21 protein-coding genes and 1 tRNA gene are annotated in these 20,392 nt (G+C 61.5%); 17 read left to right on the forward strand and 5 right to left on the reverse strand.

The features are described from left to right. Positions 1-216: 216 nt before the first annotated feature. The 5 genes from pip to NMA58_RS10070 all read left to right on the forward strand — a co-directional run bounded on the left by pip (position 217) and on the right by NMA58_RS10070 (position 5,220). Positions 217-1,188 carry a prolyl aminopeptidase gene (pip, locus tag NMA58_RS10050; RefSeq protein ID WP_434713197.1) on the forward strand — a complete coding sequence of 324 codons (972 nt, stop codon included), beginning with the start codon at positions 217-219 and terminating at the stop codon, positions 1,186-1,188. A gap of 352 nt (positions 1,189-1,540) precedes the next feature. Further along, positions 1,541-2,146 carry a transglutaminase-like cysteine peptidase gene (locus NMA58_RS10055; RefSeq protein ID WP_221112463.1) on the forward strand — a complete coding sequence of 202 codons (606 nt, stop codon included), beginning with the start codon at positions 1,541-1,543 and terminating at the stop codon, positions 2,144-2,146. A 220-nt stretch (positions 2,147-2,366) separates the two neighbouring features. Continuing rightward, on the forward strand, positions 2,367-3,152 hold the full coding sequence (locus tag NMA58_RS10060; protein WP_430959399.1) for a hypothetical protein: 786 nt from the start codon (positions 2,367-2,369) through the stop codon (positions 3,150-3,152). Positions 3,153-3,292: 140 nt separating this feature from the next. Further along, entirely contained in the window at positions 3,293-4,831 is a 1,539-nt protein-coding gene (locus tag NMA58_RS10065; protein WP_434713199.1) for a serine hydrolase, read from the forward strand. Between the two features lie 113 nt (positions 4,832-4,944). Further along, positions 4,945-5,220, forward strand: a complete 276-nt coding sequence (locus NMA58_RS10070) for a hypothetical protein (RefSeq protein ID WP_430959401.1) — start codon at positions 4,945-4,947, stop codon at positions 5,218-5,220. Between the two features lie 44 nt (positions 5,221-5,264). Here the strand turns inward: NMA58_RS10070 and NMA58_RS10075 are convergent, their stop codons facing one another. Both NMA58_RS10075 and NMA58_RS10080 read right to left on the reverse strand, forming a co-directional pair. Then, entirely contained in the window at positions 5,265-5,702 is a 438-nt protein-coding gene (locus NMA58_RS10075; protein WP_434713201.1) for a DUF1489 family protein, read from the reverse strand. A 60-nt stretch (positions 5,703-5,762) separates the two neighbouring features. Continuing rightward, entirely contained in the window at positions 5,763-7,166 is a 1,404-nt protein-coding gene (locus NMA58_RS10080) for an L-serine ammonia-lyase (RefSeq protein ID WP_430959403.1), read from the reverse strand. 229 nt (positions 7,167-7,395) lie between these two features. Here NMA58_RS10080 and NMA58_RS10085 point away from each other — a divergent pair, with 229 nt between their 5' ends. Together NMA58_RS10085 and NMA58_RS10090 are read left to right on the forward strand one after the other, a co-directional pair. Then, positions 7,396-8,160: a DUF599 domain-containing protein gene (locus NMA58_RS10085; RefSeq protein ID WP_434713203.1), complete on the forward strand. Its 765-nt coding sequence runs from the start codon at positions 7,396-7,398 to the stop codon at positions 8,158-8,160. Next, complete coding sequence (locus NMA58_RS10090; RefSeq protein WP_430959405.1) at positions 8,160-9,149, forward strand: heparan-alpha-glucosaminide N-acetyltransferase; 990 nt, start codon at positions 8,160-8,162, stop codon at positions 9,147-9,149. The genes NMA58_RS10085 and NMA58_RS10090 overlap by 1 nt, the downstream gene beginning before the upstream one ends. 27 nt (positions 9,150-9,176) lie before the next feature. Here the strand turns inward: NMA58_RS10090 and NMA58_RS10095 are convergent, their stop codons facing one another. Together NMA58_RS10095 and mgtE are read right to left on the reverse strand one after the other, a co-directional pair. Next, complete coding sequence (locus NMA58_RS10095) at positions 9,177-9,569, reverse strand: MerR family transcriptional regulator (RefSeq protein WP_011425479.1); 393 nt, start codon at positions 9,567-9,569, stop codon at positions 9,177-9,179. Between the two features lie 65 nt (positions 9,570-9,634). Beyond that, positions 9,635-11,047, reverse strand: coding sequence for a magnesium transporter (gene mgtE, locus NMA58_RS10100; RefSeq protein ID WP_085778252.1), 1,413 nt, complete (start codon positions 11,045-11,047; stop codon positions 9,635-9,637). A 240-nt stretch (positions 11,048-11,287) separates the two neighbouring features. Here mgtE and NMA58_RS10105 point away from each other — a divergent pair, with 240 nt between their 5' ends. From NMA58_RS10105 to NMA58_RS10115, 3 genes are all read left to right on the forward strand, one after another. After that, positions 11,288-11,782: a peptide deformylase gene (locus tag NMA58_RS10105; RefSeq protein WP_434713205.1), complete on the forward strand. Its 495-nt coding sequence runs from the start codon at positions 11,288-11,290 to the stop codon at positions 11,780-11,782. A 70-nt stretch (positions 11,783-11,852) separates the two neighbouring features. Beyond that, entirely contained in the window at positions 11,853-12,365 is a 513-nt protein-coding gene (locus NMA58_RS10110; RefSeq protein WP_085778253.1) for a BON domain-containing protein, read from the forward strand. Positions 12,366-12,664: 299 nt separating this feature from the next. Beyond that, positions 12,665-13,033 carry a hypothetical protein gene (locus NMA58_RS10115; protein ID WP_430959407.1) on the forward strand — a complete coding sequence of 123 codons (369 nt, stop codon included), beginning with the start codon at positions 12,665-12,667 and terminating at the stop codon, positions 13,031-13,033. A gap of 168 nt (positions 13,034-13,201) precedes the next feature. Here NMA58_RS10115 and NMA58_RS10120 read toward each other — a convergent pair. Continuing rightward, positions 13,202-13,286 (reverse strand) — tRNA-Leu (locus tag NMA58_RS10120). Positions 13,287-13,468: 182 nt separating this feature from the next. Here NMA58_RS10120 and lipB point away from each other — a divergent pair. From lipB to NMA58_RS10155, 7 genes are all read left to right on the forward strand, one after another. After that, the gene (gene lipB, locus NMA58_RS10125; protein ID WP_434713206.1) at positions 13,469-14,188 is read left to right on the forward strand and encodes a lipoyl(octanoyl) transferase LipB; all 720 of its coding nucleotides are present in this window, start codon (positions 13,469-13,471) and stop codon (positions 14,186-14,188) included. Between the two features lie 80 nt (positions 14,189-14,268). Beyond that, complete coding sequence (locus NMA58_RS10130) at positions 14,269-15,189, forward strand: DMT family transporter (protein WP_434713207.1); 921 nt, start codon at positions 14,269-14,271, stop codon at positions 15,187-15,189. A 97-nt stretch (positions 15,190-15,286) separates the two neighbouring features. After that, positions 15,287-15,991 carry a hypothetical protein gene (locus NMA58_RS10135; RefSeq protein WP_434713209.1) on the forward strand — a complete coding sequence of 235 codons (705 nt, stop codon included), beginning with the start codon at positions 15,287-15,289 and terminating at the stop codon, positions 15,989-15,991. Between the two features lie 108 nt (positions 15,992-16,099). Next, positions 16,100-18,109: an acetyl-CoA carboxylase biotin carboxylase subunit gene (locus NMA58_RS10140; RefSeq protein WP_434713210.1), complete on the forward strand. Its 2,010-nt coding sequence runs from the start codon at positions 16,100-16,102 to the stop codon at positions 18,107-18,109. 75 nt (positions 18,110-18,184) lie between these two features. Beyond that, positions 18,185-19,312 (forward strand): S-(hydroxymethyl)glutathione dehydrogenase/class III alcohol dehydrogenase, encoded by a 1,128-nt coding sequence (locus tag NMA58_RS10145; RefSeq protein WP_434713211.1) that lies wholly within the window; start codon positions 18,185-18,187, stop codon positions 19,310-19,312. Next, entirely contained in the window at positions 19,312-19,785 is a 474-nt protein-coding gene (locus tag NMA58_RS10150) for a GNAT family N-acetyltransferase (protein WP_097599303.1), read from the forward strand. The genes NMA58_RS10145 and NMA58_RS10150 overlap by 1 nt, the downstream gene beginning before the upstream one ends. A gap of 10 nt (positions 19,786-19,795) precedes the next feature. Next, a complete protein-coding gene (locus tag NMA58_RS10155) occupies positions 19,796-20,263 on the forward strand; it encodes a YaiI/YqxD family protein (RefSeq protein ID WP_097599302.1) in 468 nt (155 codons plus the stop codon). Positions 20,264-20,392 lie beyond the last annotated feature (129 nt).

Consider the following 20,392-nt stretch of genomic DNA (forward strand, 5'->3'; position numbering starts at 1 on the left):
AATCCGGCTTTGGAAGATTGGCGCGAGTCTTGTCGCAAGTCCTTCCAACCAGTAAGAACATAGAGTTATGAGTGGAACAACCTGCGACATCGTTCGCCCGGAGCAGGTCGCGTGAAATCGGCCAGGATTGTTTTGGCCGGCAATTCCCGTCCTGTCATCCGTCCTCCCTTCGTCATGGATATGATGAATAAGCCTATCTCGACCGCAGGTGCACCGATGCCAGCCCTCTATCCGGAAATCGAACCCTATGATCACGGCATGCTCGATGCGGGCGACGGCAACCTGATTTATTGGGAAGCCTGCGGAAACCCGATGGGGCGACCGGCACTCGTCCTGCACGGCGGGCCGGGTTCGGGCTGTTCGACCGCGGCGCGCCGCCAGTTCGATCCGGACGCCTATCGGATCATCCTCTTCGACCAGCGCAATTGCGGCCGAAGCCTGCCGAGTGCAGCCGATCCCGAAACCGATCTCTCCCGCAATACGACCTGGCATCTCGTCGCCGATATCGAAAAGCTGCGGCTCTTCCTAGGCATCGAGAGCTGGCTGCTGTTCGGCAACTCCTGGGGCTCGACGCTGGCGCTCGCCTATGCCGAATCGCATCCACAGTGCGTCAGGGCGATTGTCATATCGGGCGTGACCACCACGCGGCGATCGGAAATCGACTGGCTTTGCCGCGGCATGGCGCCGCTTTTTCCGGAAGAATGGCACCGCTTCCGTCAGGGAATCCCGTCCGGCACGCCAGGGCTGGACGACGACATGGCCAGCGCCTATCACCACCTCCTCAATGATCCGGATCCTAAGACGCGTCTCAAGGCGGCGCGAGACTGGCATGATTGGGAAGCAGCCTCGATCCTGCTCGCCGGGGAAGGACTGCCGCGCCGCTGGGCCGATCCGGCTTATGTGCTGACGCGCGCCCGCATCATCACCCACTACTTCGTCAACGGAGCCTGGCTGGAGGATGGCGTGCTCCTGAAGAACGCCGCGCGGCTTGCCGACATTCCCGGCATCCTGCTGCAGGGGCGGTTCGACATCGAGGCGCCGCTCGTCACCGCCTGGGAACTGGCCCGCGCCTGGCCACAAAGCGAACTCGTAATCCTTCCGCACGCTTTCCATTCCACCGCAGGTCCCGACATGAGCGCAGCAATCGTCGCCGCCACCGATCGATTTCGCGATTTTTCTCAAAAATAATTTTAATGCCGGACGCCGGAATCCGAGCGATATTCTGCTTTCGGCCCATTCCAACCGATCGATTCCACCGGCATTTCCGCCGCACACGTCCCGCCGTAGCGCCGCCGGCACTTATCCGGCCCAGCGAAAACTCTTAACGCCGCGACGGCGGCGCAGGCTTTCCGTGGACGAAGTCCTTGTCGCGCCCATTACAATTTTAATCGATTTCGACTCAAATACGCACCGAAGTTTATTCGCATTCGAGCCAAGTTTTATCGGCATTTGAATCAACTAAGACTTTAATTCTATTGCGTAATTTTGCGTGAGATAAAAACGTCCGTGTCATTGTCGCCTCAACTTAGGGGAGACGGCAATGACGACTGCGAACATCCTGAAAGGCGGCCTTCTGGCTAGTGCGATCATGATGGGAATGGCGGGCTCCGGACAGGCAACGCCCGCCAGCATGGCACTGGCAGGCAATGCCAGCCCGCCGATCGGACACTACGAATTCTGCAAGGCCAATCCGACGGAATGCGCCTATGCCGGCGGCGATGCCGGGCCAGCCGTCCTCACGGAGGACCGCTGGAAGGAAATTCTCAAGGTCAACTACACGGTCAATTCATCGATCCAGCCGGAGACGGATGAACAGATCTATGGCGTCGAAGAGCGCTGGGCCTATCCGACCAGCGTCGGCGATTGCGAGGACTATGCCCTGCTGAAGCGCAAGATGCTGATCGAGGACGGCTTCTCGCCATCCGACACGCTGATCACCGTCGTGCTGCAGCCGAACGGCGAAGGCCACGCTGTGCTGACCGTCCGCACCGATCACGGCGACTTCATTCTCGACAACATGCGCAACAAGGTGCTGCTGTGGTCGGACACCGAATACACCTATCTGAAGCGCCAGTCCGCCAGCGATCCGGCCCGCTGGTCGAAGCTTCAGGACGGCCGCGCTGTCGCCGTCGGCAGCGTCAGGTAAGCCAGCCCGCCGGCAAAGCCGGCACAGGTTTCGGCCCGGTCAGTCCCCGCATCCCGTCCCCGACCGGTGCCCAAGAGCCGTTCCCGCTGTCCCGGGAACGGCTCGCTCATTTTTGGGACAAGGGTCCATCCCGGTACAACTGCGACCCGAAATCTTAGCGAAGTATTAACCCTGCCGGCTCGATCATGGCGATGAGATTCATCATCGGCACCGGCGGCTCATGTTCTTCCTACGGCGGACCGAAACGCGAAGAACCGCCATGAGCCAAGCCGCCCAAAGCGCACCCGACGAGCAGCCGCTTCTTTCGAGGAGGTTTCTTCTGCGCACGATGGCGGTGATTTCAGTCCTGGCGGTCCTGACCGTCGCCATCAGCATCGCCGGCCGTTGGTTCGGCCGGCATATCTCCCTTGCCGGCAACACCGACAGCACGGCTGAAATCACGCTGACCATCGGCCGCGACACAGTGAAATTCCCCGAAAATGCCATCCGCTTCCCGAGCCAGAGACATGACGGCGCTGCCGAGCGCGTCGATCTCTACCTCGCCTGGCCCTCCATGCAGGGTTACGGCAAGGACAACCATCTGCGATTCGACGATATCGCCCAATCCTCCGGCCTCATCTTCCTGCAGATCGCCCAGAGCACCATGTCCCGCGACATGTCCGGTCGGTTGGAGCCGATCTATTCGCATCTGATCGAAGGAGCAGCCGAGCCTTTCCGGGACGGCTTGGCACTCCATCGACTTCGCGCCGACGCCGGTTACGGCGGAGAAGTGCTGCTCACGGCACCGGTCACAGGCGGGCCGGACTACGTCGTGCGCTGCATATTGCCTTCAACTCCGGACAAGGCTGCAAGCGGAGATTGTCAGCGCGACATCAAGATCGGCAAGGATCTCAGCGTCCTCTACCGCTTCTCCAGCAGCCATCTCGCCGACTGGGAACATATTGATGCCGCGATCCGCCTCTTTGTGGAAGCGCGTCTCGTGAACCGTTCTGTGACAAGTCCCTAAAATGCTGCCGGACAAGGATTGAAACGATTCATCATAAACGGATTGGTAACGCTGAATCGGTAATTTCAAAAGACGAGCTGTGCGGCGGGGGGTGTGCGGTTCCTGCCCAATATCTGAAATGCAAAGCGAAGAGTGGAATAGTGTCAAGGTCAGTCTCCTCCGTATCATCGTCCCGGTCCGGCAGCTTCTTCGCGAAGCTCCTGGCGATCCTTTCGATGGCTCTCACGGTCGTCCTGGTTGATTCGGTCAATGCCGACGCGGAGGCGGCCAATCCGAAATATGCGGGCATCGTCGTCGACGCCAAGACCGGCAACGTTCTCTACAGCGAGAATGCCGATCGGCTGCAATACCCAGCCTCTTTGACCAAGATGATGACCCTTTATATGACCTTCGAGGCCTTGGAGCAGGGTCGCATCCGCCTCGATACACCGGTTCCCTTCTCCGCTCATGCGGCCGCCCAGGCGCCGACCAAGCTTGGCGTGCGTGCCGGCGGCACAATCACCGTCGAGCAGGGCATCCTCGGTCTCGTCACCCTGTCGGCCAATGATGCCGCAACCGCGCTTGGCGAGATGCTCGGCGGCAGCGAAGACCGCTTCGCCCAGATGATGACCGCCAAGGCGCATGCGCTCGGCATGACGCGCACCACCTATCGAAACGCCAACGGCCTGCCGAATACGGCGCAGATGACGACGGCCCGCGACCAGGCCCGCCTCGGCATCGCCCTTCGCCAGCACTTCCCGCAATATTACGGCTATTTTTCCACCCGCGCCTTCAAGTTCGGCACCCGCACGATCCGTAGCCACAATCGGCTGGTCGGCTCCGTGCGCGGCGTCGACGGCATCAAGACCGGTTATACGCGCGCCGCCGGCTTTAATCTGGTGAGTTCGGTGCAGGTCGACGGCAAGTCGATCGTCAGCGTCGTGCTCGGCGGCACTTCCGGGTCGGCTCGCGACGCCCAGATGCGCAACCTGATCGCCACCTACCTGCCGAAGGCGTCGAGCCGCGGCGGAAATTCGGCGCTGGTGGCCCAGACAGCCCCCGCCCCTGAAATGATCGAAACCCCCGCTCCGGTTCAGCCGCAGAAGGCCCGGCAGCAGGTCGCTTCACAGCAGGTTGCCCCCCAGCAGGTCGCAAAGACGATCACCGCGGCGCAGCCGCCGGTTTCTGCCGCTGCAGCCGATCTCAGCCTGCCGCATAAGGGCCCGCTGCCGGATGCGCGCGAGGTGGCCGAGACCGAGGTTGCCTATACCGAAACATCGGCGCCGAAGTCCGACAACCCGCTGGTCGCCCAGACGATGCCGGCGCCGACCAGGGTCAAGACCACGAGCTTCAAGCAGCAGGCTCCGGTGGCCGCACCGGCTGCCCAGGACGACGCCGCCGTCGACCACGTCACGACCGCTTCGACCAGCAGCACCCCGGCAAGCGCCGCACCGGCGGGCTGGGTCGTGCAGGTCGGCGTCTCGCCGAGCCGCCAGATGGCCATGGACCTCCTGGAGAGCGCCAAGAGCAAGGGCGGCAAGGCGCTGGCCTCGGCAAAGCCCTTCGCCGTTGCCTATGGCGCTGGCAGCGACCAGGTCTACCGCGCCCGTTTCGGCGGCTTTGACGATCAGCGCGATGCGGTCAACGCCTGCAAGGCCTTGAAGAAGGCCGGCATCAAGTGCTGGGCAGCCGCACAATGAGCTATTCGGTGCTGCCTGCGACAAGGCCGGCGGCACCCCTAACGGCCGGAATCGGTGTTTGCGTTTCCGGCCACCGGTTTTGAACTCGATCAGTAGTGCGTACGGGGAAAACAATGGCGATCAATGAGAATGTTCCGGGAATGCCAGCAGACCGCCGCGGCGGGGCCAAAGGGCGTTCACCCCTGCATCCGCTGCACGAAGCGGCTCTGCGACTTGCCGAAATCGGTCTGCAACGACCGAGGGCGAAGTCTGCCAAGACCCGGGATCTCATCAACCTGCTGCTTTGCCACGGCGCCCGCGCCTGGCGCTATTCGCAGCCGGAAGCCCACATTCATCTGCATGTGACGTCGCCGGACGGCAGCGCCCCGGTGCAACTGCGTCTGCGCTGAAATCCACACGCCGTTGTCCGAAACCGGCATTTAGGGCGGTAAAATTAGAGCAGGCCGAGCTCTGTCAGCTCGCGGCGCAGCTCCGCGGGCATTTCGGCGATCCCGGCGCCCAAGCTCGTCAGATCGGGCGGCACGTCATCCGGCATATAGTAGCGCCAACCCTGGAACGGCCGCTTCGGCTGCACCGCGGTTTCGACGACCTCCGGGCCGAGAATTAGACGGCAGCGTGAAATTCCTTCATCGTCGGTGAACGTTTCGATGTCGAGCAGCCTCTGCCTCGCCTGCACCTGTCCCTTGATCACCCAATAGAGCGAGCCGCCGTCGAGAAGCTCCTCCATGCGTTTGGGCACCATGCGCGTCGTGTGAACCGAATGCGGTTCGAGCCCGGCGGCAATGGCGCGCAGCGAGCGCTCCGCCACCCATTCGCGCAGATCCTCGATCGAGTCGGCGCCGACACAGAGTTTGATGAGATGCAATGCCATGCCGCCGTTGAAATCCTTTTGGCGGCGGGCGTCAAGTGTGAAGCTATGGAGTTCGCACGCTCAGCATTCGACGACGTTGACGGCCAGGCCGCCGGTCGAAGTTTCCTTGTATTTCTCGCTCATGTCGTGGCCGGTCTGGCGCATCGTCTCGATACAGGCGTCGAGCGGCACGAAATGCTGGCCGTCGCCCTTGACGGCAAGCGATGCCGCCGTGACGGCCTTGACGGCGCCAAGCGCGTTGCGCTCGATACAGGGAACCTGCACGAGGCCTGCGACAGGATCGCAGGTCATGCCGAGATGATGTTCGAGCGCGATCTCGGCGGCGTTCTCGATCTGCTCCGGCGTACCGCCCATTACGGCCGCAAGGCCCGCAGCCGCCATCGCCGCGGCCGAGCCGACCTCGCCCTGACAGCCGACCTCGGCGCCGGAGATCGAGGCATTGTGCTTGATGATCCCGCCGATCGCCGCAGCCGTCAGCAGGTAATCGCGGATGCCGTTCTGGTCCCAGTCCTCGTGGAAATGCTCGTAGTAGCGGATCGTTGCCGGAATGACGCCGGCCGCGCCATTGGTCGGCGCGGTGACGACGCGCCCGCCCGCCGCATTCTCCTCGTTGACGGCCATTGCATAGACGCTGAGCCAATCATTGGCGAGCAGCGGATTGACGCGGTTGCTGCGCCATTCCTCCTGCAGCTTATCGTGGATGCGGCGGGCACGGCGCTTGACGTTGAGACCGCCGGGCATGACACCTTCGACCTTGAGGCCGCGCTCGATGCAGGAACGCATTGCTTCCCAGATGCGGTCGAGCCCCTGATCGAGCTCTTCACGGCTGCGCTGACTCTCCTCGTTCGCCCGCTTCATCTGCGCGATCGAAAGCCCCGAGCGCTCCGCCATGTCAAGCATCTGCTTGGCGGTCGAGAAGGGATAGGGCACGCGCACGCCGCCCGTCGCATTCTTCTTCGCCCGCATCTGCTCCAGCTCGGTGTCGGTAACGACGAAGCCGCCGCCGACCGAATAATAGATGCGCTTGAGGAGCAGCCGGCCGTCCTTGTCGAACGCGGAAAAGATCATACCGTTAGCATGGCCGGGCAGTGGCTGTTTCTTGTCGAAGATCAGGTCGGTCTTCGGTTGGAACTGGTATGCCGGATGGCCCGCAGGTGTGATGCGGCCGGTGCGCTCCACGGTATCGATGATTCCGTCCATCCTGTCGGGATCGACACTGTCGGGCGCCTCGCCCATCAGTCCGAGAATGACAGCCCTGCCCGTGCCATGACCGATCCCGGTATGGGCGAGCGAGCCATGCAGGCTGACCTTGATCGCGACGACCTGAGCGCCCGATGACGGGCGCGGCCATTCATTCGACAGCATCAGGTCGAGAAACCTGTTGGCGGCCGACATCGGACCCATCGTGTGCGAACTCGACGGTCCGACACCGATCTTGAACACGTCGAATACCGAAAGAAACATGGATGCGCCTTCTGAACACTGGAATGCAAATTTAAACGGCGCCGGTTTCGGATCCAAGCGGCGAACCGACATCGCATGGAGTCGGTGCGACATTTCACATTAACGCAGAGCCCTGAAAATCGAAATCGCTTTTCAAAGCGGTATATCGCCCCGGGCGCGCCCTGCCGGTCATTGCAGCATCGCGGCGCATATGTAAGGTGGCCGCATTCATGCGGAGACTGAATCGTTGATGACGACGGCGGATTATATCGCTCTGGCCTTCTTTGCCTGTGTCTGGGTGGGTTATTCCTGGCTGCTGAAGGGCCGCACCTTCTTCGGCCGCACCAGCCTCACCCACGCGATGACCGAACGGCGGCGGGAGTGGATCTACAATTCGCTGCGCCGTGACCTGAAAATGATCGACACGCAGATCATGGCAGGACTGCAGAACGGCACGGCCTTTTTCGCCTCGACCTCGATTTTCGCGATCGGCAGCTGCTTCGCCCTGCTTGGCGCAACGGAGAAAGTCGACGCTGTTTTTGCCGACCTGCCCTTCGTCTTCCACAGCGGCCATGCCGCCTTCGAGATGAAGGTGGGTGGACTGGCGGCGCTGTTCGGCTATGCCTTCTTCAAGTTCGGCTGGTCCTATCGGCTGTTCAACTATTGCACCATCCTTTTCGGCTCCATCCCGATGATGCGCGAAGCCGAGAGCGACATCATCGCCGCCGAGCGGGCCGCCGAACGCGTCATCCGCATGAATGTCATCGCCGGCAGCAATTTCAACGAGGGCCTCAGGGCTATCTTCCTGTCGATCGGCTATCTCGGCTGGTTCATCAACCCTTACGTCTTCATGCTGACGACGGCGACCGTGATCTTCGTGCTGACACGGCGGCAGTTCTTCTCGCAGGCGCGGCTGGCAATCATGGATGCCGGCCCGCCATCAAATCCACACCTTTCTGCTATTCGCCGCGATATGCCATCGAACGACGGAAATGATTTGACCGGGGGACTTTGATGACAATGCCGGCAATGCAGGCCGATGGGGTGGCAAGACCGCCGCGCATCGGCCTATTGGATACGGCGCGCGGCGTCGCATTGATCGCCATGGCGAGCTACCATTTCACCTGGGACATGGAGTTCATGGCCTATCTGGCGCCGGGCACGGCCGAGACCGGTTGGCTGAAGATCTATGCCCGGGCGATCGCCACGACCTTTCTCTTCATCGTCGGCATCAGCCTGGTGCTCTCCAGCACGCCGACAATTCGCTGGCCGTCCTTCTGGAAACGTGTCGGCATGATTGCCGCGGCGGCTGCGGTCATTTCGATCGCCACCCGCATCGCGATGCCGGACACGTGGATCTATTTCGGCATCCTGCATTGTATCGCGGTGCTCACGCTCATCGGCGTCGTTTTTGTCAGATTGCCGCTCGCCTTCACGCTCCTCGTCACAGTCGCGCTCCTTGCCGCCTGGATTCTCGATAATTTCGGCACACCGGGCCTTCTCCGCTCATCCTTCTTCGATCCGAGATATCTCGCCTGGATCGGGCTTGCCGAAACGCCGCAACGCTCTAACGATTATGTGCCGCTGTTTCCCTGGGCTACGCCGTTTTTCGTGGGCTTGAGCAGCGCCTTGATTGCCATCAGAACCAGGCTGCCGCATCGGCTCGCGGCCATCGGCACAGGCTCCTGGTGGCCGGCGAAGCTTGGCCGCCACAGCCTTGCCTTCTACCTCGTTCATCAGCCGGTGCTGATCGCGATCGCTTACGGACTTTCCCTTGTCGTCCCGCCGCCGCAGCCGGATCCGGTCGAAACTTACCTTGGGCAATGCAACTCCGCTTGCGTCATGCAGCAAGGCGAAGCGCTCTGCCGCAGCTTCTGCCAGTGCACGCTCGACAGATTGCAGGCTCAGGCGCTGCTGACACCGCTGCAGGCGGGCAAGATCGATCTGCAGAGCGATGAGCGAGTCCAGACGATCGCCGGCGAGTGCAGCGCCGAGGCGCAATAAAGGTTCGGCGCCACCCTGCGGCAAGTCTCAGGTGGTAACGCCGATTTCGGCAAGGCGGCCGAGGCAGGCCTCTTCGATATTGTCGAGTTCGGTCAGCGTATCGTCTATGTCCTTGCGCTTCTGGCGCAGGTCCTCACGCTTCTCGTCGACGCGCTTCATCAGAAGTTTCAGCTGGCCGAGCTCGCCCGGCGGCTCCTTGTAGACCTGGATGATCTCGCGGATTTCCGCGATGGTGAAACCGATCCGCCGCCCGCGCAGGATTTCTCCAATGAGCCGTCGGTCTGCCGGCCGGAAAAGACGCGTGCGCCCTCGCCGCTCCGGATGGATCAGTCCCTCGTCTTCGTAGAAGCGGAGCGTGCGCGTCGATACTCCAAATTCGCGCGTCAGCTCCGTTATGCTATAATATTTGTTCACCGGCATGTGTTCCCCGTCCTCGAACCGGCAATAATATTGACTTTTACGTAATAGTCAATTTCGGCGAACCGTCAGATGCCGAACCACCAGGTGGCAATGCCGAGAAAGGCGAAGAATCCGGTGCAGTCGGTCACCGTCGTGACGAACACCGACGAGGCGATCGCCGGGTCGGCACCCACCTTGTCGAGCAGCAGCGGCAGCAGAATGCCGGCAAGCGCGGCCGCCATCAGATTGATGATCATCGCCGCCGCGATCACCCCGCCAAGCTGATAGTCATGAAACCAGATTCCGGCGATCGCGCCCATGATCGTCGCAAAAACGGCCCCGTTAAGAAGGCCGACGCCGGCCTCCCTGCGGATGATGCGGCCGGCATTGTAAATGTCGAGATCGCGAGTGGCGAGCGCGCGCACCGTCACCGTCATCGTCTGTGTGCCGGCATTGCCGCCCATCGAGGCGACGATCGGCATCAGCACCGCAAGCGCGATCATTTTCTCGATCGAGGCATCGAACAGGCCGATAACGCTTGCCGACAGCATCGCCGTGCCGAGATTGATCAGAAGCCAGAGGAAACGCGACCGCGCCGTCGAGATCACGTTGTCCGACAGTTCTTCGTCGCCGACGCCGCCGAGGCGCTTGATGTCCTCGTCCGCCTCTTCGTGGATGACGTCGACGACGTCGTCGATGGTCAGCACGCCAACCAGCCGGCCGTTCTCGTCGACGACGGCAGCAGACAGAAGGTCGTACTGTTCGAAGAGCTGGGCGGCCTCCTCCTGGTCCATCTCGGCGGGAACCGGATGGTTGGTTTCCCGCATGATCTGCTCGATCTTCGTCTGCCGCTTGGTGCGCAGGATCTGATCGAGATCGACGGCGCCGAGCAGCTTGAAGGTCGGATCGATGACGAAGATCTGCGAGAAGGAATAGGGCAGATCCTCCTCGTCGCGCATATAGTCGATCGTCTGGCCCACCGTCCAGAATGGCGGCACGGCGACGAACTCGGTCTGCATGCGGCGTCCGGCCGAGCTTTCCGGATAGTCGAGCGCCCGGCGCAGCCGCACCCGCTCGGTAAACGGCATCTGGGCGAGGATTTCTTCCCGGTCCTCCTTGTCGAGATCTTCGAGAATGTAAACAGCATCGTCCGAGTCGAGCTCGCCGATGGCGGCCGCGATCTGCTCGTTCGGCATCTGGTCGACGATTTCGCGGCGAATTGCCTCGTCGACCTCGGTCAGCGCCGTCATGTCGAAATCTTCGCCGAGCAGCCGCACCAGGGCCAAGCGCTGATCCGGCTGGATCGATTCGAGCAAGTCGCCTATCTCGGATTCATGCAGGCGGGCGACATTCCCGCGCAGGAACAGCGTGTCGCGATCGGCAATCGCCGCACCGACGAGCGCCAGGAAATCGCCGCGGACATTGCCGTCCTCGTCGTAGATATCCGCTTCCTCGTCATCGCGCCGGCGAATGCGGTCTTCCGTGTCGGTCGTCGTCATCTGCCGCCCTCGCACCTGGTTCGAATTTCAACGACTGCCGCACCGCATTCGCAAATGTCGGCCGAAAACACATTGTCAACAAGCGGATAAGCGAATCCCGCGCGAGGCTCCCGCGGTCGGAATTCTTGGCCCCTGCTAGCTCAAAGCTTCCTTGTCGTAAAGCGCCAACCGTGCTTCGTGATGACAATGTCTGCGGCCGGCGATAGTTTCCCGCCGCTCAAAGAGAGGGGAGCCCACTTCATGCCCATCCGTCCGATCCTGCGCTATCCGCATCCGGGCCTAAAGACCCTCTGCAAACCGGTGACTGCCTTCGATGCGTCGCTGCCCGCGCTTGCCGACGACCTGCTGGCGACCATGCGCGCAGCCCCCGGCGTCGGCATCACCGCCGCCCATATCGGCGTCTTCCTCCGCGTGACGGTGTTAGAGCTCGATCGGGCCGACGGCGTGCGCCTCTACGTCAATCCGCAGATTACCTGGAGGTCGCAGGAGACGATGAACCATGCCGAGGGCAGCGTCTCCATGCCCGGCGCGATCGAAGAGGTCACACGCCCACGGGCGATCCGCTTTCGCTATCAGGATGCCGGCGGCATCATGCATGAGGAGGCCGCCGAAGGTTTCCTCGCCATCTGCGTCCAGCACGAGGTGGACCAGCTCGACGGTATCTTCTGGCTGCAGCGGCTTTCGCGGCTGAAACGCGAACGCCTCGTCAAAAAATGGGAGAAAACCCAAGGCTGACAAAACGCCTGCCACACCGAACCATTCGCCTCTGTCGGCGTTGTCCCGAGAGAAACTAGGAGCGACTATAATGGCAAGGATCGGTGACAAGACCCCGATTTCACGCGAGGCCCCCGAGCTTTCCCGTGAAGAAGATTATCGCGACCTCGAAGAACGCAATCTCGATGACGGCTGGCCCTATGCCGATGGCACCGCTGGCAGCGACCCGGCAAACCGTCCGTATGGCGAGACTGCCGCAAATTTCGACAGCGATCCCAACACAGGTTTCCGAGTCGATGGCACAGACCAAGACGGCAACGAGAATCGCCTCAAGGATTCGTTACGCGCCGGTATGATCGATCGCGACGAAAGCGACGAGCTCGAGGCGCGGGTGAACGACGCTCTCGAAAACATTCCCGAGGTCGATATCAACAGTATCGAGGTTCATGCCGACGGTCATGTCATCACCCTCGAAGGCTCGGTCGAGACGATCGGCATTGCCCGCAAGGTCGAGCTCGGCGCGCTCTCGGTCGACGGCGTTCACCATGTCCGCAACAAGCTGCAGCTGACCGGGGTTGACGCCCATATCCCGAACGAAGACTGAAAAGTCCCGCATCACGACCATCGCCAGGAGGCGGGTGCGCCGCCTCCTATTGGTTCCGGACATTACCAAAAGTTAACAATTTCCAATTGTAGCAGGAGCAGGTAGCCTGCAGTCTATTTTAATAGGCGACTGCCGTAACGGAAACGTCACGTTCGTTGACAACACCGTGATTTCATTTGAACAAAAGGCAATGAAGCGACGGCTTCAATTCACAATATTGCCGCAATTGACGCGCGAAATCTTATCCGCCGGGGATGGTTTATGTTGTTGAATGCAACAACAGATTGAGGAGAAGAACCATGCGCATCAAATTTGCTCTCGCCGCATCCCTGTTTGCCGTCAGCCTTGCAGGCTCTGCCTTCGCTCAGCCGACTTATTCCGATGATTATACCAACGACAGTGATGGCTTTGCGCCCTCCAAGATGGCGCCGCCTGCTCCCGTGCACTATAGTAACAACCACAAGGCTCCGGCCTATTCCAGCGATTACACCAATGACAGCGACGGCTTCGCCCCGGTTGCCATGACGAAACCGGCGATCGACAGGACCGCGACCGCAAGCATCAAGCCCCTGCCCCCGTGCCATAGCATGGTCGGCCCGAGCGGCTCCCATACCAAAGGTGCCGACAGCGGCGCCTCGCGCACAGAAGCCTGCCGCGCAATGCATTGATCGGCCATAACAGACGTCGGGACAAAAGGGCCGCAGTCGGCCCTTTTTTCTGTTCAGCTGTCCGACGCGCTGATATCATGCGTCGCGGCACTCTCGCGTATATCTGGGAAAATTAAGACGTAAAAAAACCTCGTGGAACCAATGGTCACGAGGGTTTTTTAAATAAACTGGTGCGGTCGAGAAGACTCGAACTTCCACGGGTTGCCCCACAGCGACCTCAACGCTGCGCGTCTACCAATTCCGCCACGACCGCATCGTGGTAGGTGCCGATTTGCGTCGGCGGGGCAGCATGTAGCAAAAGCATTTGGGGTGCACAAGGGCGATGTGACAGTTTTTTTGAAAACCTTTCACGGCATTTGAATTGGCCGGAAAACGGGTCCATATAGGTCTCCTGCCGCCCCTGTTTCGTCAGGCATTTGGGACAGGCGGCAAGGAATGGCCATGCTTCGCACCGATCTCGAATTCTCCATGCTCCCGAAACTCGGCACCCGCCCGGTGCGCTGGCGCATCGCCGATGGACTCGTTGCCTATGATGCGGCGGTGGAGACGATGGAGCGCGAGGTGGCGGCGATCGGAGAAGGCGGCGACGAGCTTGTCTGGCTCGTGGAACATCCGCCGCTCTATACTGCCGGCACCAGCGCCAATGCGGGCGACCTCGTCCAGCCGGATCGCTTTCCGGTCTTTGCGACGGGACGCGGCGGTGAATATACCTATCACGGACCCGGTCAGCGCGTCGCCTATGTCATGCTCGACCTGAAGCGCAGGCGCCAGGATGTACGCGCCTTTGTCGCCGCGCTCGAGGAGGTCGTCATCCGTACGCTCGACATGATGAACGTGCGCGGCGAGCGGCGCGAGGATCGTGTCGGCGTCTGGGTTCGCCGCCCGGAAAAGCCGTTGCTGTCAGACGGCACGATGGCTGAAGACAAGATTGCCGCCCTCGGCATCCGGCTGCGCAAATGGGTGACCTTCCACGGCCTGTCGCTCAACGTCGATCCCGATCTCGATCATTTCAGCGGCATCGTGCCCTGCGGGATATCTGCCTATGGCGTCACCAGCCTCGTCGATCTCGGCCTTCCCGTCATGATGGCGGATGTGGACATCCGGCTGCGCGCCGCTTTCGAGACGGTTTTTGGCGAAACGGTCAATGACGCCTGACCGTTTACGGGGTTTCACGGGCTTGATTTGCCCGCCTTTCCCATGATTGATGGGCACTGTTCCCACAAGAATCGGCAGCCATGTCAAAGCCCCATCAAAATTCCCTGCAGGGCATGGCCATCATGTCAGGCGCCATGTTCATTCTGCCCACCATGGATGCCATCGCCAAATATATGGCGACCTTTGAAGCGATGTCGCCGGGTCAGGTCACCTTCTATCGCTTCTTCTTCCAGATCGCCTGCACCCTGCCGATTCTCTTTGCTGTTTTTGGACGCAGGGCGCTTTCCGCAAAGCGGCCGTGGATGAATCTGCTGCGCGGCGTGTTGCACGGTGCGGCGAGCCTGCTGTTTTTTGTCGCCGTCAAATACATGCCGCTGGCCGACGTCTTTGCCATCTATTTCGTCGAACCCTTCATGCTGACCGCCATGTCGGCCCTGTTTCTCGGGGAGAATGTCGGCTGGCGCCGTTGGATGGCGATCGCTGTCGGTTTCGGCGGCGCCATGATTGTCATCCAGCCGAGTTATGAGATTTTCGGCCTGAAGGCGCTGCTGCCGGTGGCCTGCGCCTTTCTCTTCTCGCTATATCTTTTCCTCAATCGCGCGATCGGCGAGGCTGATTCGCCGCTCACCATGCAGACGACGGCGGGCATCGGCGGAACGATCTTCATGGCGGCCGCCCTTCTCGTCGGCAGCAGCGCCGGCAATGGGGACTTCGCCATTTCCCTGCCCTCCTCCGGCCTCGGCCTTGTGCTGCTTCTCGCCCTCGGCTCGATCTCGGGATATGCGCATATGGTGGTGGTGCGAGCGTTCCGGCTTGCACCGCTGTCGCTGCTTGCCCCGTTCCAATATTTCGAGATCATCTCGGCCACCGTGCTCGGCTATGCGCTGTTCAATGATTTCCCGAATTTCTCCAAATGGATCGGCATTTTCATCATCGTCGCATCCGGCCTCTTCATCATCTGGCGAGAGCGGCTGCAGGCGCGATCGCTAAAATCTTCGTGATTCGCGCAGCAGGCGGTTAACTCCCCTTCTTGAGGGATCGTCAATTCGCAGTCGCTAAAACTGTCTCCGGCTTCATGATGAAGCCTGGAGTTAAAACATGAGCGAATTCCGTCTCGCTTTTCCGGCCTGTGTCGTGGCCGGCAAGCATCGGCTGACTGCCGAAGATATCGTGCTGCTGCGCAAACATGCTTTCCCCGAGGGGATCCGCACGTCCCAGGATGTCGTTGCAATGTTGGCGCTCAACAATTCCTGTCCCGAAAAATGTGCCGAGTGGAACGCTTTCTTCGTAGAGCAGATCGCCGGTTTCATCGTCCATTACACCTATCCGCAGGGCTCGCTCGATGAAATCAACGTTGCCTGGATCATGCGCATGTTCACGACCGACGGCGTCGTCAACTCGGCGCTGGAGCTCGAGCTCATTCTTCACGTCATGGAGATTTCAGCCGATATCCCGGGTGAATTGAGAGCGCTTGCCCTCGACCAGCTTCGCCTGGCGATCACAGACGGTATCGGCGGCTATAAGCTGTCGCGCGCCGTCGACCACAAGAACATCACACGCCAGGACGTCGATTTTGCGATGCGCATTTTCAGAAGCATCGCCGCAGACGGGGTGATCGCCGTGTCGCCGGCCGAATATGGCGTCCTCCGCCAGATCGACCAGGCAACGCTGCCGGGCGCCAACCATCCGCACTGGGCTGGGATCATGGCCGCGGTCACGCTGCGCGATCGCCCGGAACCGCGGCGCAGCCGCTGGCTGCGCATCATCGACGAGGAATCAGTCGCGGAAGCCGCCGTCGCCTGACATTAGGCGGCTTAATCTCACGTCTCCCGGCTGCCGGTTCCAAGCCCAATTGTGCGTTCCGGTGTTTTATGCGTAAAACTCCGGAACGCATTTCTGGGTGGAGTCTCGATGTTCAAGAAAATCCTGATCGCGAATCGCGGCGAGATTGCCTGCCGCGTGATCAAGACCGCGCGCCGCATGGGCATTTCGACCGTTGCGGTCTATTCGGACGCGGATCGGGATGCGCTGCATGTCGAAATGGCCGACGAAGCCGTCCATATCGGCCCCGCCGCAGCGTCGGAAAGCTACCTGATCGCCGACAAGATCATCGCCGCCTGCAAGGCGACCGGCGCCGAGGCGGTGCATCCCGGTTACGGATTTCTCTCCGAGCGCGCCTCTTTCTGCGACGAGCTGGAAAAGCAGGGCATCGTCTTCATCGGCCCGAAGCCGAAGGCCATCATGGCGATGGGCGACAAGATCAAATCGAAGAAGTTCGCCAATGCCGCCGGCGTCTCCACCGTGCCCGGCCATCTCGGCATCATCGTGGACGCCGCGCGCGCGGAAAAGATCGCTGGCGGCATCGGCTATCCGGTCATGATCAAGGCGTCTGCCGGCGGCGGCGGCAAGGGCATGCGCATTGCCTGGAACGAGGCCGAGGTGCGCGACGGCTTCGAGCGCGCCCGCTCCGAGGCGAAGAGCTCCTTCGGGGACGACCGCGTCTTCATCGAGAAGTTCATCGTCGAGCCGCGCCATATCGAGATCCAGGTGCTGGCTGATGCGCATGGCAAGGTCGTCTATCTCGGCGAGCGAGAATGCTCGATCCAGCGGCGGAACCAGAAGGTGGCGGAAGAGGCGCCCTCGCCTTTCCTCGACGAAAAAACGCGCAAGGCTATGGGCGAACAATCGGTGGCGCTGGCGAAGGCCGTCGACTACCAGAGCGCCGGCACCGTCGAATTCATCGTCGACCGCGACCGCAATTTCTATTTCCTCGAAATGAACACCCGCCTGCAGGTCGAGCATCCGGTGACCGAACTCATCACCGGCATTGATCTCGTCGAACAGATGATCCGCATCGCCGCGGGAGAGCCGCTCAGCTTCAGCCAGGAGGATGTCAGACTGGACGGCTGGGCGATCGAAAGCCGGCTCTATGCCGAAGATCCATACCGCAACTTCCTGCCTTCGATCGGCCGCCTGACACGCTACCGGCCTCCGGCCGAAGGCAGGACCGGCAACATTGTCGTCCGCAACGATACCGGCGTCTACGAGGGCGCCGAGATCTCGATGTATTACGACCCGATGATCGCCAAGCTCTGCACGTGGGCGCCGACGCGCAGCGAAGCGATCGAGGCCATGGGTCGGGCGCTCGACGGCTTCGTCGTCGACGGCATCGAGCACAATGTTCCCTTCCTGTCGGCGCTGATGAAACATCCGCGCTGGCGCGAGGGCCGGCTTTCCACTGGCTTCATTGCCGAGGAATATCCTGACGGTTTCGCGCCGATGAAGCCGGACCGGCAGGAGGAAGCCATGCTTTCCGCAATCGCGCTGTCTGCCTCGCTCATCGAAGCGAACCGCCGCGAACGTTTCGCCGATCGCCTGCGCGCCGCATCGGCCACACTGCGGGAGCATTGGGTGGTCAAAACAGGAGACAGCTACGTCGCTGTCAGATTGCTCGATGGCCTCGTCACTATTCCTTTCGATATGGAGATGGAGATCGAGGGCGAAAGCCGGAGCGTTGTCACCGATTGGAGACCGGGCGATCCGGTCTGGAGCGGCAGAGTCGGCGACCAGGATATTGCCGCGCAGATCCGCCCCGTCCTCAACGGCCTGCGCATCGACTGGCAGGGACTGTCGGTGATCGCCAAGGTCTTTTCGCCGCGCCATGCGGAACTCGACGGGCTGATGCCTGTGAAGCTGCCGCCGGATACCTCTAGGCTCCTGCTCTGCCCGATGCCCGGCCTGGTCGTGTCCATCGCGGTCGCCGAGGGTCAGGAGGTCAAGGCCGGTGAGACGCTTGCGATCGTCGAGGCGATGAAGATGGAAAACGTCTTGCGCGCCGAGCGCGATCTCGTCGTCTCGAAGATCAATGCCGCCGCCGGCGAAAGCCTGGCCGTCGACGCCGTCATCATGGAATTCGCTTGAGCCCTGCTCGCCAGCCATGTCAAGCTTGGCCGATGCAAGCAGTTGGGAACCGACAAATCAGCAGGAGATAGGAAGATGGACGTTCGCGCCGCCGTAGCCGTTCAGGCAGGAAAACCGCTGGAAGTGATGACCGTGCAGCTCGACGGCCCGAAGGCCGGCGAAGTGCTGGTGGAGGTCAAGGCGACGGGCATCTGCCACACCGACGATTTCACCCTGTCGGGCGCCGATCCGGAAGGCCTGTTTCCTGCCATTCTCGGCCATGAGGGCGCCGGCGTCGTCGTCGATGTCGGCCCTGGCGTGACCTCGGTCAAGAAGGGCGACCACGTCATTCCGCTTTATACGCCGGAATGCCGCGAGTGTTATTCCTGCACGTCGCGCAAGACCAATCTCTGCACCGCCATCCGCGCCACCCAAGGCCAGGGCGTGATGCCGGACGGCACCTCGCGCTTTTCGATCGGCAAGGACAAGATCCATCACTATATGGGCTGCTCGACCTTCGCCAATTACACGGTGCTGCCGGAGATCGCGCTCGCCAAGATCAACCCCGACGCGCCCTTCGACAAGGTCTGCTACATCGGCTGCGGCGTCACCACCGGCATCGGCGCCGTCATCAACACCGCCAAGGTCGAGGTCGGATCGACGGCGATCGTCTTCGGCCTTGGCGGCATCGGCCTGAACGTCATTCAGGGCCTGCGGCTTGCCGGCGCCGACATGATCATCGGCGTCGATATCAACCCGGATCGCAAGGCCTGGGGCGAGAAGTTCGGCATGACGCATTTCGTCAATCCGAAGGAGGTCGGCGACGACATCGTTCCCTATCTGGTCAACATGACCAAGCGGGGCGGCGACCTGATCGGCGGCGCCGACTACACCTTCGACTGCACCGGCAATACCAAGGTCATGCGCCAGGCGCTGGAGGCCAGCCATCGCGGCTGGGGCAAATCGATCATCATCGGCGTGGCCGGCGCCGGCCAGGAGATCTCGACGCGTCCGTTCCAGCTGGTGACCGGCCGCAACTGGATGGGCACCGCCTTCGGCGGCGCGCGCGGCCGCACCGACGTGCCGAAGATCGTCGACTGGTACATGCAGGGCAAGATCCAGATCGATCCGATGATCACCCACACCATGCCGCTCGAAGACATCAACAAGGGCTTCGACCTGATGCACAAGGGTGAAAGCATCCGCGGCGTGGTGGTCTATTGATGCCTGCAGCAAGCTACCGGGTCGATCTGAGGACTCTCGATGAGCTCCCCGCGCGGGAGCTCTACGACCTCCTGCGAATGCGGGTCGATGTGTTCGTCGTCGAGCAGAACTGTCCCTATCCGGAACTCGACGGCAAGGACATCGATGCCCTGCATCTCAGACTGCTGGAGGGCGGTGACCTCCTGGCGGCGGCGCGGATCCTCAAACCGCATGAGCCGCAGGACCCGTCCAAGATCGGCCGCGTCGTCGTCTCGCCTGCCCATCGCGGCAAACGTCTGGGCGACGCATTGATGCGTGAATCGATCACCGCCTGTGAGCGACGTTATCCGGCAAATCCGATTGCCTTGTCAGCGCAGGCCCATCTGCGCCGCTTCTACGAATCCTTCGGCTTTGTCGGGACGTCGCAGGAATATCTGGAAGACGGCATTCCCCATATCGATATGGTCAGACGGCCGGCCATTCAGACGGCATGAGGACAACGCCATGATCTATGTCGACGCCGATGCCTGCCCGGTGAAGCCGGAGATCCTGAAGGTTGCCGAACGCCACGGCATCGAAGTCACCTTCGTCGCCAATTCCGGCCTGCGCCCGTCCCGCGACCCGATGGTCCACAACGTCATCGTCTCCAATGCCTTCGATGCCGCCGATAACTGGATCGCCGAGCGCGCCAGCGCCGGCGACGTCGTCGTTACCGCCGACGTGCCGCTTGCCGTGCGCTGCGTCGCCGCCGGCGCCTTCGTCAGCGGTCCGACCGGGCGTGTTTTCGACGAGACTAATATCGGCATGGCGAGCGCCATGCGCGATCTTGGTGCACATTTGCGCGAAACCGGGGAAAGCAAAGGTTACAACGCCGCCTTCAGCCCGAAAGACCGCTCGCGTTTCCTCGAAACCTTCGACCGCCTCTGCCGCCGCGCCAAGAACCTTTCCGCCGAGGCCGGCGGCCAGTCATGACCTCTTTGGCGGCCGGCAAGAAACGGGTGGCATGGCAGCCATGCCGATTCCTACCTTGAAGACAGCCGTTCCCTCACTGATATAGGCACTATCGCAGACGACTGCGGCGTCCTGAGGATGCACCGTCGC

This window comes from Rhizobium sp. YTUHZ045 (assembly GCF_051124255.1).
GTDB lineage: Bacteria > Pseudomonadota > Alphaproteobacteria > Rhizobiales > Rhizobiaceae > Rhizobium.

Excerpts from the sequence above, each read along its gene's own strand:
- NMA58_RS10150 (WP_097599303.1), top strand. The coding sequence starts at position 19,312 with ATGCCTGCAGCAAGCTACCGGGTCGATCTGAGGACTCTCGATGAGCTC.
- NMA58_RS10080 (WP_430959403.1), bottom strand. The coding sequence starts at position 7,166 with ATGTTTCTTTCGGTATTCGACGTGTTCAAGATCGGTGTCGGACCGTCG.
- NMA58_RS10095 (WP_011425479.1), bottom strand. The coding sequence starts at position 9,569 with ATGCCGGTGAACAAATATTATAGCATAACGGAGCTGACGCGCGAATTT.
- mgtE (WP_085778252.1), bottom strand. The coding sequence starts at position 11,047 with ATGACGACGACCGACACGGAAGACCGCATTCGCCGGCGCGATGACGAG.
- pip (WP_434713197.1), top strand. The coding sequence starts at position 217 with ATGCCAGCCCTCTATCCGGAAATCGAACCCTATGATCACGGCATGCTC.
- NMA58_RS10085 (WP_434713203.1), top strand. The coding sequence starts at position 7,396 with ATGACGACGGCGGATTATATCGCTCTGGCCTTCTTTGCCTGTGTCTGG.
- NMA58_RS10140 (WP_434713210.1), top strand. The coding sequence starts at position 16,100 with ATGTTCAAGAAAATCCTGATCGCGAATCGCGGCGAGATTGCCTGCCGC.
- NMA58_RS10130 (WP_434713207.1), top strand. The coding sequence starts at position 14,269 with ATGTCAAAGCCCCATCAAAATTCCCTGCAGGGCATGGCCATCATGTCA.
- NMA58_RS10135 (WP_434713209.1), top strand. The coding sequence starts at position 15,287 with ATGAGCGAATTCCGTCTCGCTTTTCCGGCCTGTGTCGTGGCCGGCAAG.
- NMA58_RS10145 (WP_434713211.1), top strand. The coding sequence starts at position 18,185 with ATGGACGTTCGCGCCGCCGTAGCCGTTCAGGCAGGAAAACCGCTGGAA.
- NMA58_RS10075 (WP_434713201.1), bottom strand. The coding sequence starts at position 5,702 with ATGGCATTGCATCTCATCAAACTCTGTGTCGGCGCCGACTCGATCGAG.
- NMA58_RS10060 (WP_430959399.1), top strand. The coding sequence starts at position 2,367 with ATGTTCTTCCTACGGCGGACCGAAACGCGAAGAACCGCCATGAGCCAA.
- lipB (WP_434713206.1), top strand. The coding sequence starts at position 13,469 with ATGGCCATGCTTCGCACCGATCTCGAATTCTCCATGCTCCCGAAACTC.
- NMA58_RS10115 (WP_430959407.1), top strand. The coding sequence starts at position 12,665 with ATGCGCATCAAATTTGCTCTCGCCGCATCCCTGTTTGCCGTCAGCCTT.
- NMA58_RS10055 (WP_221112463.1), top strand. The coding sequence starts at position 1,541 with ATGACGACTGCGAACATCCTGAAAGGCGGCCTTCTGGCTAGTGCGATC.
- NMA58_RS10070 (WP_430959401.1), top strand. The coding sequence starts at position 4,945 with ATGGCGATCAATGAGAATGTTCCGGGAATGCCAGCAGACCGCCGCGGC.
- NMA58_RS10090 (WP_430959405.1), top strand. The coding sequence starts at position 8,160 with ATGACAATGCCGGCAATGCAGGCCGATGGGGTGGCAAGACCGCCGCGC.
- NMA58_RS10110 (WP_085778253.1), top strand. The coding sequence starts at position 11,853 with ATGGCAAGGATCGGTGACAAGACCCCGATTTCACGCGAGGCCCCCGAG.
- NMA58_RS10155 (WP_097599302.1), top strand. The coding sequence starts at position 19,796 with ATGATCTATGTCGACGCCGATGCCTGCCCGGTGAAGCCGGAGATCCTG.
- NMA58_RS10105 (WP_434713205.1), top strand. The coding sequence starts at position 11,288 with ATGCCCATCCGTCCGATCCTGCGCTATCCGCATCCGGGCCTAAAGACC.